The organism is Paraburkholderia phenoliruptrix, assembly GCF_019511605.1.
Taxonomy (GTDB): Bacteria; Pseudomonadota; Gammaproteobacteria; order Burkholderiales; family Burkholderiaceae; genus Paraburkholderia; species Paraburkholderia phenoliruptrix_A.
Genome location: NZ_JAEUAV010000016.1, coordinates 113,179 through 126,164, shown reverse-complemented (window position 1 = coordinate 126,164; position 12,986 = coordinate 113,179). Strand labels below are relative to the sequence as shown.

Annotated in this window: 8 protein-coding genes; 3 read left to right on the top strand and 5 right to left on the bottom strand. The window is 66.8% G+C overall.

What is annotated here, in order from left to right; all coding sequences use genetic code 11:
• Window positions 1-35: 35 nt before the first annotated feature.
• The 5 genes from JNB89_RS20225 to deoC form a co-directional block, all read right to left on the bottom strand.
• Window positions 36-1,040 (bottom strand): autoinducer 2 ABC transporter substrate-binding protein, encoded by a 1,005-nt coding sequence (locus tag JNB89_RS20225; RefSeq protein WP_013339375.1) that lies wholly within the window; start codon window positions 1,038-1,040, stop codon window positions 36-38.
• Window positions 1,041-1,253: 213 nt separating this feature from the next.
• Window positions 1,254-2,333, bottom strand: coding sequence for an ABC transporter permease (locus tag JNB89_RS20220; RefSeq protein WP_220363406.1), 1,080 nt, complete (start codon window positions 2,331-2,333; stop codon window positions 1,254-1,256).
• Window positions 2,334-2,425: 92 nt separating this feature from the next.
• Window positions 2,426-3,397, bottom strand: a complete 972-nt coding sequence (gene rbsK, locus JNB89_RS20215; RefSeq protein WP_220363390.1) for a ribokinase — start codon at window positions 3,395-3,397, stop codon at window positions 2,426-2,428.
• A gap of 156 nt (window positions 3,398-3,553) precedes the next feature.
• Window positions 3,554-5,953 carry an aldehyde dehydrogenase family protein gene (locus JNB89_RS20210; RefSeq protein WP_220363389.1) on the bottom strand — a complete coding sequence of 800 codons (2,400 nt, stop codon included), beginning with the start codon at window positions 5,951-5,953 and terminating at the stop codon, window positions 3,554-3,556.
• A 14-nt stretch (window positions 5,954-5,967) separates the two neighbouring features.
• Window positions 5,968-6,975, bottom strand: coding sequence for a deoxyribose-phosphate aldolase (gene deoC, locus JNB89_RS20205; protein WP_220363388.1), 1,008 nt, complete (start codon window positions 6,973-6,975; stop codon window positions 5,968-5,970).
• 469 nt (window positions 6,976-7,444) lie between these two features.
• On the opposite strand from deoC, the gene JNB89_RS20200 reads away from it, so the two are divergent.
• From JNB89_RS20200 to JNB89_RS20190, 3 genes are read left to right on the top strand one after another with little or no spacing between them, the layout of a single operon-like run.
• Window positions 7,445-8,032, top strand: a complete 588-nt coding sequence (locus JNB89_RS20200; RefSeq protein ID WP_220363387.1) for a DUF2760 domain-containing protein — start codon at window positions 7,445-7,447, stop codon at window positions 8,030-8,032.
• The gene (locus JNB89_RS20195; protein ID WP_220363386.1) at window positions 8,029-9,888 is read left to right on the top strand and encodes an Hsp70 family protein; all 1,860 of its coding nucleotides are present in this window, start codon (window positions 8,029-8,031) and stop codon (window positions 9,886-9,888) included. The genes JNB89_RS20200 and JNB89_RS20195 overlap by 4 nt, the downstream gene beginning before the upstream one ends.
• Entirely contained in the window at window positions 9,885-12,905 is a 3,021-nt protein-coding gene (locus JNB89_RS20190; protein WP_220363385.1) for an Hsp70 family protein, read from the top strand. The genes JNB89_RS20195 and JNB89_RS20190 overlap by 4 nt, the downstream gene beginning before the upstream one ends.
• Window positions 12,906-12,986 lie beyond the last annotated feature (81 nt).

Genomic DNA, 12,986 nt, shown 5'->3' with positions numbered 1-12,986 from the left:
TGCCAGCCGGACACGCCTCGAAATGAACAGCGGAATCAGAACGGATACTGCTTGTAGTTCGACTTGTCGACGTTCACCCAGCCCTGGCCGCGCACGATGATGCCCTTGCCCGGACCCTTCGCGACCGTCACCTTCGTGTAGCCGGGAATGCCGAGATCGGCGCCGTTTTCCACCGTCTTGCCGTCCACCAGCATTTTCGCGACCTTGTTCATCGCGATGCCGGCGAGCTTCGGATCCCAGAAGGCGATACCGTTGATCGCGCCGCTTTCGAGGAACTTGCCCGCTTCCGTCGGCAGGCCCGTGCCATACACGCAGATCTTGCCCTGCATGCCGGCTTCTTCGACGGCGCGGCCAATGCCGATCACATCCAGCGACGACGAACCCTGGAAGCCCTTCAGGTCCGGATGCTTGCGCAGCACTTCTTTCGCGACTTCGTACGCGCGCTCGCCGTCGTTATTGGTTTCGAGCTTGGGTTCGACGAGATTCATCTTTGCGTACTTGGCCTTGGCGTTGGCGATGCCGCCGTCGGCCCATTGCACCTGGGAGCGGCTGCCGAGCGAGCCGACCAGCACCGCCCACTTGCCTTCGTTGTGCATGCACGACGCGAGCCGTTCGTTCAGGCCCGCACCGTAGGCAGTGTTGTCGAAGGCCTCGATGTCCACCATCGTGTTCTTCGCGTTGTCCGCTTCGTGCGTGACGACCTTGATGCCGCGGTCCATCGCTTTCTTGAGCGCCGGCTCGAGTGTCGGCGGGTCGTAGGGCACCACCGCGATTGCGGTCACCTTCTTCGCGATCAGGTCCTCGATGATCTTCAGTTGCTGCGCCGCGTCCGCGCGGCCCGGCCCGGTCTGGTACGCCGTGATTCCGGCGTTTTCCTTGGCGAATTCCTTCACCCCGTCGTCCATGCGGTTAAACCAGTTAATGCCTGTCACCTTGACGACCGTGACGATGGTTTCGTTGGTGGCTGCCTGCGCCGCGGCAATCGCGCCCACCGCCACTGCGCCTGCTGCGAGCGCGGCACCCAGTCGAGTCAGTTTCATGCAATGTCTCCTTTATCGTTCGATGTCGCCCGTGCTGGCCGTGTCAGCCGTCGCGAACAGGGAGGGCACCCTGCTCGCCCTGGTTGTTGCGTGGTTGTTGCGTGGTTGTTGCGTGGTTGTTGCGTGGTTGTTGCGTGGTTGTTGCGTGGTTGTCGCCTGTTGTTGCGTGGTTGTTGCCTGTCGTTACCTCGCGCTCCCAAACCAACGCCGTCGCTATGGCTTGGGCGCGCCGCCGTTACCGCCAGCGGCGCTCCCCGCTGCGGGTCCGCTCGTCGGGCTTGCCCCACCGCCGCGGAAGCCGAAGATCGCGCGCACGCGTTCGCCGCCCGCAAACGCCAGCGACAGCAGCAGCAAAAAGCCCCACGCGCAGTCGCCGAAAAACTGCGAGACGCCGAGCAGATTGAAGAGGCTCGACAGAAACTGCAGCACCGTGGCCGCGAAAAACACGCAGATAATGCGCCCGTAACCGCCCGCGGGATTGACGCCGCCCATCACCGCGATGAGGATCGCAATCAGCAGATACGAGTTGCCATAGTCCCACTTCGCGCTCGACGTATGCGTCGCGCTGATCAGACCGGCGAGCGACGCGAGCACGCCGCAAATCGCGTAAGTGGTAATGAGCATGCGTGTGCGCGGAATGCCCGCATAGAACGCAGCCTTCGGATTCGTGCCCATCAGATAGAGACGCAGGCCGAAGGGGCTGCGCCTTAACAGCCAGCCGAGAACAAGCACCGCGGCAATGAAGATGCAGAACGCAATCGGCACCTGCAGCACCGTGCCGTTGCCGATGTCCGACAACGGCTCGACATAGTCGACGTGCACCGAGGCGCCGTTGCTGATGACCACCGCAAAGCCGGTGAAGAGCAGTTGCGTGCCGAGCGTGCAAAGAATCGGCGTGAGCCTCAGGCGCGCGATCACGACGCCGTTGAGCAGGCCGCCCAGCAATCCCATGGCAAGCACAATCGCGCAAAAGAGCGACGTATAGAGCAGCGGCGCTTCGTCACCGTTGACAAAGCGCGGCACCAGGATGGCCGCGACCATGCCCGAAAGATTCGCGAGCCCGACACCGGAAAGGTCGATGCCGCCGTTTCCCGACACCATCGAAAGCATGATGCCGAGCGCGAGCAGACCGAGTTCGGGAAGCTGGCCGCCCATCGACTGAAGATTGTCGATGTCCACGAACTGGCCGCGCGAGAGCCACGTCGCAACCAGCACGACGAGCACGTTGACGATCAAAAGGAAATTCAGTTGCCGGTCGGCAAAAAGTTTTCCCGCAGCAAACGAAGACTTCATGGCGCTCATGATCTCCTGACACTGCATTGCACTGTACTGCACGTTAGCGCGCGACGACACCGAACTGCGCGAACACGGAACGCCCGCGCGGCTTACGACACGTGCGCTGCCTGAGCCGACTCGCTGAACTCGCTCAACACCTGGTTGATTTCGGCGAGCGTCGGCATGGAAGGCGCCGTGCCCGCGCGCGTAACCGAGATGCCCGCAAGCGCGCAGCCAAAGCGCATTGCCGAGATCGGGTCGTCGCCGCGTGCGAGTGCGGCCGCAAAGCCGCCGGTGAAGCCGTCGCCCGCTCCCGCCGTTTCCACCACGGCGCCGCAGCGGAACGCGGGCAGCCAGACCGACCGGGTTGCGTCATGCAGCAGTGCGCCGCCTTCGCCGAGCGTGACGATCACCGCGCCGACGCCTTTGGCGAGCAGCACGTCGGCTGCGCGGCGCGCATCGTCGACATTCGCGATGGGCACACCGGTAAGCGCAGCCGCCTCAGTTTCGTTCGGCGTGATGTAGTCGCACAGCGGGAACATGTCGTCGTCGAGCGGCATGGCGGGCGCGGGATTGAACACCGTGACGACGCCATGCTTGCGCGCCACTTCCAGGCCGCGCCGCGCAGCCGCGAGCGGCTGCTCCAGTTGCGTGACGAACACGCGCGCGCTCGCTATGTCGGCTTCTATCGCGTCAACGTCGGCGGCGCCGAGCGTGCCCGCGGCGCCCGCCGCGACGATGATTGCGTTCATGCCGGTGGTGTCGTCGACGAAGATATGGGCTGCGCCCGTCGCGACGCCGCGCAACACCGACGCGCGTGCCGTGATGCCTTCGCGCGCCCACGTTGCCTGCGCGATGGAGCCGAACGCGTCGTCGCCAATGCGCGTGCAGAACACCACCTCGGCACCGGCACGCGCGGCGGCCACCGCCTGATTCGAGCCTTTGCCGCCAGGCCCCATTGCGAATGCCGAGCCCGCAATCGTCTCGCCGATCAACGGCATGCGCGCCGCGCGGAAGGTCAGATCCGTCACGTAGATGCCGAGAATCACGACACGTCCGCCCGCCTGCTGCTGTGCGCTCATGACCCGAGCCCTCCGCGCGCGGCGCGCATGGCCTTGCAGCACGACGCGCGCGGATGCGTCGCGTTCGTCAACGTCAACGTCAACGGCAAGAAGTCCAGAGTGTTCGGCACGTTGTCTCCTCCATGTTTTGATTGACGTGCATTCGCTGCTGCGCGGTCAATCTCCGTACGGTATCCAGATGTTCTTTACCTGCACCGCCTCACGCAGGAACGGCCTGCCTTCGCTTGCACGGCCGAACCAGTCGAACTGCTTTCCGTAGTCGGTAAAGGTGCGCTTCAGGTTGCCGACCGACAGACGCTCGACAAGCGCCGAGTCCGCGGCATTGCCGAAACACCAGAGCGCATCCACGTCGTCGTGGCTCGCCAGCGCGGGCAGCAACCCGGCGCGCGCGCCCGTGACGATGTTGAGCACGCCGCCGGGTACGTCGGACGTCTCGACGACCTGATAGAAGTCGGTCGCCGTGAGCGACCCCGCCTCGCCCGGCAGCACCACCACGCGATTACCCATCGCAAGCGCGGGCGCCGCGAGCGAAACGAAAGCCAGCAACGGCGCTTCGTCCGGACACGCAATGCCGATCACGCCAAGCGGCTCGTGCATCGCAAGCGCCACACCGCGCAGCGGCGGCGTATGCACCGCGCCGTCGAACTTGTCGGCCCACGCCGCATAGGCGAAAAGCCGTGTGACCGACGCTTCCACTTCGGCACGCGCCGCTTCGGGCGCCAGGCCATTGCGCACGCACAGCCGCTGCGCGAATTCGTCCGCGCGCACTGCGAGGTTTTCCGCGAGATAGAACAGCACCTGCGCCCGGTTATGCGTGCTCGCCTGCGACCACTTGTGCGCCGCGCGCGCCGCTTCCACCGCGTTGCGAATGTCCTTGCGATTGCCCGCGCCCACTTCGCCGACCGGCGTGCCGTCCGGTGCATGCACCGTCAGCGAATAGCCGCTGTCGGGCCGCACCTGCTTGCCGCCTATGAACAGCTTGGCCGTGCGGTCGATCGACACGATGTTCGGCGCGTCATGCTCGAACTGCGTGCGCTGGCTCGTCTGCTGCGTGGCGTCCACCGTCCGGCGCTTCGGAAGATTGAGCCACGCGCGCGGTTTCAGATATTCGTAAATGCCCTCACGTCCGCCCTCGCGTCCGTAGCCCGACTCGCGGTAGCCGCCGAAGCCGACCGCCGCGTCGAACAGGTTCGTCGCATTGATCCACACAACGCCCGACGCGAGCCGCGGCGCAACGTCGAGCGCCCGGCCGATGGTCTCGCTCCACACGCTGGCGGCGAGCCCGTAGCGCGAATTGTTGGCGAGCGCGATGGCCTCGTCGGGTGTGCGAAAGCTCATTGTCACAAGCACCGGTCCGAAGATTTCCTGCTGCGCAAGAATGGATGCGGGCGCAACGTTCGTCACGAGTGTGGGCGGATAGAAGCAGCCATCTGCCGGCAACGCGCATTCTTTGGCCTGCCAGATGGTGCAGCCTTCACGCCGTCCGCTTTCGACAAGCGAGCGGATCCGCTCCAGTTGCACTGCGTCGACGACCGCGCCCATGTCGATGTTCTTGTCGAGCGACGCTCCCACGCGCAGGCTCGCCATGCGGCGCTTGAGCTTCGCGATGAAGCGCGCTTCGACGCCTTCCTGCACGAGAAGGCGCGACCCGGCGCAGCAAACCTGCCCCTGGTTGAACCAGATCGCGTCGACCACGCCTTCGACGGCGGCGTCCAGATCGGCGTCGTCGAATACGATGAAGGGCGACTTGCCTCCCAGCTCGAGCGTCAGCGACTTGCCGGAGCCCGCCGTGACCGAGCGGATTTGCTTGCCGACTTCGGTCGAGCCGGTGAACGCAATCTTGTCGACCTGCGGATGTTCGACGAGCGCTGCGCCCGTCGTGCCGTCGCCGGTCACCACATTGAGCACGCCCGCGGGCAGCCCGGCGCGATGCGCGAGCTCCGCGAACAACAAGGCGGTGAGCGGCGTGTATTCGGCCGGCTTCAGCACCACGCAATTGCCGGTTGCGATAGCGGGCGCGATCTTCCACGCGAGCATCAGCAGCGGAAAATTCCACGGCACGATCTGGCCGATTACCCCAAGCGGGGCGTAGTCCGCGAACTCGCTGTCCTGCAATTGCGCCCAGCCCGCGTGATGCAGCAGGTGCCGCGCGACGAGCGGCACGTCGATGTCGCGCGTCTCGCGAATCGGCTTGCCGTTGTCCAGCGCTTCGAGCACCGCGAAGAGCCGGCTGTGCCGCTGCACCATGCGCGCAAGCGCATACAGGTGCCGCGCGCGTGCCGCGCCGCCAAGCGCGGCCCAGCCCGGCTGCGCGGCGCGCGCGGCGGCGACAGCGGCGTCGATGTCGGCAGCGTCGCCCTGCGCGATCTCGGCGAGCCGCTCGCCGCTTGCCGGCGCGTGGGACACGAACCGCGCGCCGCTGGCCGGCGCATGCCACGCACCGCCGATGAAATGCCCAAAGCGCGCGTCATGCTGCGCGAGCCATGCGCGCGCGGGCTGGTCGTCTTCCGACGCGGGGCCGTACTCCATCGAAGAAAAATACTCCGCTACGCTCATGGGTTGGTCTGTTTTCAGGCTACGGGGTGACGGTTGAAAGCGGAATAACGGCCGCTCACGTGGTGTTCGAGTTGCCGCTCGATATCGGCGAGCAGGCTCGATGCGCCAATGCGCAGAAGCGCCGGTTCGAGCCACGCGCGGCCTAGCTCTTCCTTCATCAGGATCTGATACGCGAGCACCGACTTGGCGCTCGACACGCCGCCCGCGGGCTTGAAACCGATCGCGATGCCGGTGCGCTCGTGATATTCGCGGATCATGCGGACCATCACGAGCGAAACGTCGAGCGTTGCGTTCACCCCCTCCTTGCCCGTCGACGTCTTGATGAAGTCGGCGCCGGCCATCATGCAGACCATCGACGCGCGCGCCACGTTCGACAGCGTGCGGATATCGCCGGTCGCGAGAATCGCCTTCAGATGAGCGGGCCCGCAGGCCGCGCGGAACTCGCGCACTTCGTCGTAGAGCGCCCGCCAGTTGCCGGTCAGCACATGTTCGCGCGTGACGACGATGTCGATTTCGGCCGCGCCGTCCGCGACTGAGGCCTCGATTTCCTTGAGCTTGAGCGGATGCGGAATCAGGCCGGCCGGAAAACCCGTGGACACTGCCGCCACGGGTATGCCGCTGCCGTCGAGCGCATCCACGGCGGCGGCGACGAAGCGGTGGTACACACACACCGCGCCCGTGGCAATGCGCTCTGCACCCATGCCGAGCGCGTCCAGAAGGTCCGCACGCACCGGCTGGCGCGCCTTGGCGCACAGACGCCGCACGCGGCCCTCGGTATCGTCGCCGCTCAGCGTGGTGAGATCGATGCAGGTGACGGCTTTCAGCAGCCACGCGGCCTGCGCGTCTTTCTTGACGGTGCGGCGCGTGGTCAGCGTGGCGGAGCGCCGCTCGACAGCCGACTGATTGACGCGCAAGCCGTCGAGCCACGCGGCGTCGAACGGCATGCCGGGGTTGCGCACCGGATGAACGAGCGGCCCGCCGCGCAGCGCGACGACCGATGACGACGGAAAAGAATCAGGCATGAGACGTCCGGAATGAGCACATGGCACGACAACGGCCGGCGAACAAGTGAGTCGTATGCTACTCCGGTTTGATAGGATTATCACATCATCTACGGGTAAATCCTCACATTTCGCGCGTTGCGGGCGCATTGACGGCTTGGGGCGTGTGTTGGCGATGTGAAATCTCGATGCAAACTTCACAAAACACGCAGCGGCGTCCGGCAAGCCCTTGCCTGCGGCCAATCTCCCTGCGTTCGCGCCCGAGAATGTGCGGGTTTGCCCTCAGCGGGCGCGTCACAAGGCAAAATACGGGTTTGCGCGCGCACCGCGCCGCTCGTGGCGGCGCACTGAACCGTCGCTGACGGCGGCACGGGTTCCGGCCTCGTGCATATTGCTGTATTGCGACGCGCAGGCGCCGTGACCGTCGACCTCGCGCGCGCTCCCGGACACAGGACAGCTCGTCCTCTAACAGAGCATTTCAGGAGCATTGATGAACGATTCGAACCCATCCTTCCTCGGCAGAATCTCGCTGGCTGTCGGCGCATTTTTCCGCATTCTCGGCGACGGCGACTTTGCCGCCGCGGTACTGCGTGTGCGCGACGGCAGCGCGCCTGCCCCGACCGCAACGCAAGCACCGGCGCCCTCGCCGGCCCCCGCTCCCGCCCCGACGGCCGCACCCGCGCCGGCACTCAAAGAAGCGAGCCCGGACGCCGCATTACAACTGCTGGGTCTGTTGCAACGCGACGCACGCTTCATCGACTTCGTCGAGGAAGACATCAGGCATTTCAGCGACGCCGACATCGGCGCGGCCGCGCGCCTCGTGCACGAAGGCTGCCGCGCGACGCTGCGCGAGCACTTCACGATCCGTCCGGTGCGCGACGAAGCCGAAGGCAGCCGCGTAACGCTGCAGGAAGGCTTCGACGCGAGCGCGATCCGCCTGACGGGCAACGTCGTCGGCAAGGCGCCGTTTGTCGGCAACATCAGCCACCGCGGCTGGCGTGTCGACGAAGTGCGGCTGCCGAGGCTCGCCGAAACCCACAACGCGAAGGTGATTGCGCCGGCCGAGGTGGAGCTATGAGCGGCGCGCGTTATTCCATCGGCATCGACCTGGGCACGACGCACTGTGCGCTGTCCTATGTCGACACCACCGCAAGCGAAGGCGAAAAGACCACGCTCGCCGTGCTGCCCATCGCGCAGTTGAGCGGCCCCGGCGCGATCGCCGATCTCGATCTGCTGCCCTCGTTCCTGTATCTACCGCACCCGGACGAACTCAGCTCTGGCGACCTGCATTTGCCGTGGACCGGCCAGCGCGACTTCGCAGTCGGCGAGTTCGCCCGCAGCCGCGGCGCGGCGACGCCGATCCGGCTCGTTTCCAGCGCGAAGAGCTGGCTGTGCCATCCAGGCGTCGACCGGCGCGCGGCGATTCTGCCGAACGATGCGCCGCCTGAAGTCGCGCGCGTCTCGCCGCTCGAAAGCTCCGTGCGTTATCTCACGCACCTGCGCGAGGCGTGGGACCACGCGCATCCGGATGCGCCGTTTCGCGACCAGGACGTTACGGTGACGATTCCCGCGTCGTTCGACCCGGCCGCGCGCGAGTTGACTGCCGAAGCCGCCGAGGCCGCCGGCTACGGCCGCATGACGCTGCTCGAAGAACCGCAAGCCGCGCTCTATAGCTGGGTCCAGAAAAGCGGCGGTCAATGGCGCAAGCAGGTGAAGGTCGGCGACATCATCCTCGTGGTGGACGTGGGCGGCGGCACGACCGACCTCTCGCTGATCGCGGTAGTGGAGCGCGAGGGCAATCTCGAACTGCATCGGGTGGCGGTCGGCGAACATATTCTGCTCGGCGGCGACAACATGGACCTCGCGCTTGCGCACGTGGTCGCGCGCAAGCTGGCCGCGCAAGGCACCCAGGCCGACGCGTGGCAGTTGCGCGCGCTCACCTATGCTTGCCGCTCGGCGAAAGAAACGCTGCTGAGCGACCCGGCTACCGACACGGTGCCGCTCGTCGTGCCGAGCCGCGGCTCGAAGCTGATCGGCGGCTCGATCCGCACCGAACTCACGCGCGCCGAATTGACGCAGACGATTCTCGAGGGCTTTTTCCCGCAGGTGGAAAGCGCCGCGCGTCCGGTGAGCCGCACGCGCGCCGGCCTCACGCAACTCGGCTTGCCGTATGCGCAGGACGCGGGCATCACGCGGCATCTTGCGGCGTTTCTCGGCAAGCAGGTAGGCGCGCTCGCCGACCTCGAAGGACTGCGTCCGGTCGCAGCCGAGGCGTCGGCGCACGAGGCGAGCTTCCTGCATCCCACGGCCGTGCTGTTCAACGGCGGCGTATTCAAGTCGGCGCTGCTCGTCGAGCGCATCATGGGCACGCTCAACGGCTGGCTTGCTGCGGAAGGCGCGGCGCCGGCGCGTCTGCTCGAAGGCGCCGATCTCGACCTGGCCGTCGCGCGCGGCGCGGCCTATTACGGCTACGTGCGGCGCGGCCAGGGCGTGCGCATTCGCGGCGGCACCGCGCGGGCCTACTACATCGCGATCGAATCGGCGATGCCGGCCGTGCCCGGCATGGAGCCGCCCATTCAGGCGCTGTGCGTCGCACCGTTCGGCATGGAAGAAGGCACCGAAGCCGAACTGCCTGCGCAGGAGTTCGGGCTGGTGGTCGGCGAGCCGGTGCACTTCCGCTTTTTCGGCTCGTCGGTGCGGCGTCAGGATCAGGTGGGCACGCTGCTCGACTTTTGGGGTCCTGACGAACTTCAGGAGCTCGAAGAAATTCAGGCGACCTTGCCTGCGTCGGGCCGCACGGCCGGCGAAGTCGTCCCCGTGAAGCTGCACGCGCGCGTGACCGAAGCGGGCACGCTCGAACTCGAAGCCGTGCCCCGCGGCACGGACGAGCGCTGGAAAGTCGAATTCGACGTGCGCGGCAGCGTCAATGCATGACTGACATGAAGCGGTACAGCGTCGGCATCGACCTCGGCACCAGCAACACGGTGCTCGCGTATGCCGAGGCCGGGGCGCGAGAAATTCGCGTCTTCGACATCGATCAGCTTGTCAGTCCCGGCGAAGTTGCGGCGCGACCGCTGCTGCCCTCGGTGCGATATCACCCGGCGCCGGGCGAGCTCGATCCAGCGGATCTGCAGTTGCCGTGGAGCGTCGCGCAAGGTGCCGCCGCAGCGTACGCGCAGGCTGGCCGCGCAAGCGGTTCGGGGCGAGGCGCGGGCACCGCCGTTGCGCCGGCCGAAGGCACTGCCGAGGCCGCGCCTGGCGTTATCGGAAGACTTGCTCGCGTGCTCGGCGCGCAAGTGCCCGGCCGCCTCGTGACCAGCGCGAAAAGCTGGCTCTCGCACGCGTTAGTCGACCGCGTCGCGCCGATCCTGCCTTGGGGCGCCGCCGACGACGTCCACAAGGTCTCGCCAGTCGAAGCCAGTGCGAGCTACCTCGCGCATGTGCGTGCGGCATGGAATCAGCGCTTTGCCGAGGCGCCGCTCGAACATCAGGACGTTGTGCTCACGGTGCCCGCCTCGTTCGACGAAGGCGCGCGCGCTCTCACCGTCGAGGCGGCGCGCATGGCCGGGCTGCCCGCGTTGCGCCTGCTCGAAGAACCGCAGGCGGCCTTTTACGACTGGCTGTTTCATCATCGCGAACGGCTTGCCGACGAACTCGCTCACACGCGCCTCGTGCTGATTTGCGACGTGGGCGGCGGCACCACGGACCTCACGCTCATCGAAGTGACCACGGCCGATGGCGAGCCGCAGCTCACGCGTATCGGCGTGGGCAACCATTTGATGCTCGGCGGCGACAACATGGACCTCGCGCTCGCGCATCTGGTCGAAGCGCGGCTCGCGGGTGGCGCGCGCGCCCGTTTGTCGGCGGCCAGCCTGTCGCAACTGGTCGAGCGCTGCCGCGCGGCGAAGGAACAGTTGCTCGGAGCCGACGCGCCCGAGTCGGCGTCGATCACGCTGCTTGGCGCCGGCTCGAAGCTGGTCGGCGGCGCGCGCAGCGCCCGGATCACGCGCGAGGAAGTGGAGCGCGTGATCGTCGACGGCTTCTTTCCGGCGGTGGCGTCGCACGAGCGGCCTGGCAGGCCGCGCGGCGCGCTCGTCGAGTTCGGCCTGCCGTATGCGACAGACGCCGCCGTCACGCGGCATATCGCGGCTTTTCTGAGCCGGTTTGACGCGCAGTCGCGCAAGGCGTTGGCTGCACACGATGGTGATGTCAGCGCGCGCGCTGCCGGGCATGGCCACGATGCGGGGGCGGCGGCCTCTTCCACATCTTCCAGCGCGGCCGCGAGCGCTGGCGCCGCGAGCGATGCGCCGCCGCCCCTTCCCGTGCCCGACACCCTGCTGCTGAACGGCGGCGTGTTCCGCGCGCAGCCGCTGCAACAGCGACTCGCCGACACCTTGGGCGCGTGGCGCGGCGAGCCGCTCAACGTGCTGCATAACGACAATCCCGACGTCGCCGTCGCGCGCGGGGCGGTCGCCTACAGCCTCGCGCGCGCGGGCGGCGCACCGCGAATCGGCGGGGGTTCGCCGCGCAGCTACTTTCTCGTACTCGACGAACCGGCGCGGGGCCGCCACGACGCTCAGGAACCGCGCGAGGCATCCGCTCGGCCCCTTGCGCCGCGCGGCATCTGCCTGTTGCCGCGCGGCACCGAGGAAGGTCACGAAATCCTGATCGCGGAACGCACGTTTGCACTGCGGCTCGGGCATCCGGTGCGCTTTCACCTCGTGTCGTCGAGTTCCGATACGGTGTATGCGCCCGGCGAGCTCGCGGATCTCGCGGGCGACGACTTCGTGCGCCTGCCGCCTATCGCTGCCATCGTCGCGCCGCGCGGCGCAGGCTCCGCTCGTGAGCGAGCCGTGCGCATCGCCACCTCGCTCACTGAAGTCGGCACACTCGAAGTGCACTGCATCGACCGCGACAATCCCGCCGAGCGTTGGCTGCTCGAATTTCAATTGCGGCGCGAGCACGCGCAGGTGAATGTCGCGGACGATGCGGCCGGCGCGCGGCACCCGCGGCTCGACGAAGCCATAGAACAGATCGACCGCTCGTTCGGTGCGCGCTCGCAAAACGTCGATAAGAAAGAAATCAGGCGCCTGCGCTCGCAGCTCGAACATCTGCTCGGGCCGCGCGAGACGTGGAACAGCGCGCTGCTTCGCGAACTGTTCGGCGCGCTGTGGGAACGCGCAAAGCGGCGCCGCCGCTCGGCAGATCACGAGCGGCTCTGGCTGAATCTGGCCGGCTACTGCGTGCGCCCGGGCTTTGGCTATCCGCTCGACGAATGGCGCGTCGAGCAGCTATGGGCGCTGTTCGACGACGGTATTCAGTACGTCCAGGAAAGCCAGGTCTGGTCGGAATGGTGGACGCTGTGGCGTCGCGCCGCGGGCGGCCTCGACGAGACTGCGCAGCTACGCGTGCTCGACGCGATGACGTATCTGCAAACAGCGGCGCAGTCGCGTCACAAGCTGCCGTTCGACGTGTCGAAAACCGGTATTGCCGATATGGTTCGCCTGAGCGCGTCGCTCGAACGTATTCCGGTGGAGCGCAAGGTGGAGCTCGGCGAGTCCGTACTCGCGCGTTTGCAAAAGCCTGCCGAGAATCACCAAAGCTGGTGGGCTGTCGGCCGGATCGGCGCGCGCCAGCCGTTTTATGGCAGCGCGCATAACGTCGTGCCGCCCGAGATCGCGAGCAGGTGGCTCGACGCGATTCTTGCGCTCGACTGGAAGAAGGTCGACCCGGCCGCGTTTGCCGCCGTGCAGATTGCACGCATGACAGGCGACCGTTCGCGCGACTTGCCGGACGCGACGCGCGAAGCTGTGATACGCAGGCTCGAAGCGAGCAACGCGCCGCGCGCGTGGATTGCGATGGTCGGCGAAGTTATCGAGCTCGACGATGCAGACGAGGGGCGCGTGTTCGGCGAGTCGCTACCTGCCGGGTTGAAGCTAATTTCGGAGTGAGCGGTTCGCGGGGCGAGCTAGCGGAGCGCGCTGAAGGCCACCCTACTTTTTGCAACGCCAATGGAGGGCCGACGCAAGCCT